This window comes from Rhizobium atlanticum (assembly GCF_030182485.1).
Lineage (GTDB): Bacteria > Pseudomonadota > Alphaproteobacteria > Rhizobiales > Rhizobiaceae > Rhizobium.
In genome coordinates this window covers 1-1,099 of record NZ_JAQJCJ010000079.1, presented here as the reverse complement: position 1 = coordinate 1,099, position 1,099 = coordinate 1, and the positions used below count along the sequence as shown (strand labels likewise).

General features: G+C 55.2%; 2 protein-coding genes. One reads left to right on the top strand and one right to left on the bottom strand.

All coding sequences use genetic code 11. The features are described 5' to 3' along the window. The coding region (locus PH551_RS32775; RefSeq protein WP_285196407.1) for a hypothetical protein at window positions 1-261 on the bottom strand (261 nt) is incomplete at its 3' end. A 133-nt stretch (window positions 262-394) separates the two neighbouring features. Here PH551_RS32775 and PH551_RS32770 point away from each other — a divergent pair. Next, on the top strand, window positions 395-1,099 hold a 705-nt coding region (locus tag PH551_RS32770), incomplete at its 3' end, for an IS5 family transposase (RefSeq protein WP_285196406.1).

The following is a 1,099-nucleotide window of genomic DNA, read 5'->3' as shown; positions in this document are numbered from 1 at the left end:
CGCGTCCACACGATCTGCTCCCATGTGCTCGATGAAGGCGTCCCTCAGGCGGGAAAGCCATCTTTCTCTGTAGGCCAAGGGAGCATCGGCCTCGCCTTCAGCGGTGAGGACCCATTCGGCGAACTGTGTTGCGGTCACTGTACCCGAGTTCGGCATGAAGTCAGTCACGTGCACATATTTGTCTGCCTGCACGCTCCCGCAGTGACCCCAGCCGACACAGACCTGATGCATGAGCGCATCGAAACCAGTTTTTCCTGTCATGAAAGTGCGCAGTGATTGAGGCGGGATGCCTTCGAGCGCGTCATCAGATTACAGCGCCGCGTGTAAGCCCGCAATAGGATTGGCTATCGAATGGCTGCTTTCATGTCGCGGCGAATTCTGATTCACGCTCCGCATGAGCCGATATGATCTGACTGACTTCGAATGGCGCGTGATTAAGCCGCTGTTGCCCAACAAATCACGGGGTGTCGCTCGCGTCGATGACCGGCGAGTGCTGAATGGCATCTTTTGGGTTCTTCGATCTGGAGCCCCCTGGCGTGATGTCCCAGAACGATATGGACCATATACGACATGCTACAATCGCTTCAGGCGTTGGACGATGGCTGGAATTTGGGACAGGCTCATGGAAGCTGTCACGAGCCATTCGAATGACGGCATCGCTATGATTGACGGCACTTCTGTTCGCGTCCATCATCTGGCGGCCACGCTAACGACCGAACACCCGGATCGTTGCCTGGGGCGAAGTCGCGGTGGTCTCACGACCAAAATTCATGCCGTCACTGATGGCAAGGGGCTACCGATCAAGATTGCTATCACACCCGGTCACGCTCACGACCTAACTGCGGCGAAAGAGCTGCTTACTGATCTATCCCAAGGTGATATGGTTCTTGCAGACAAAGCCTATGATGCCGACTGGCTCCGCGCGGAGGTCAGAATGAAAGGATCATGGGCGAACATTCCGCCAAAATCCAACCGGAAGAGGCCAGTCGTCTTCAGCCCTTGGCTTTACAGAAAGCGAAATCTCATTGAGCGGTTCTTTAGTAAGCTCAAATGTTTTCGACGGATCGCGACCCGGTATGAGAAGTTGGGCACGAGTTTC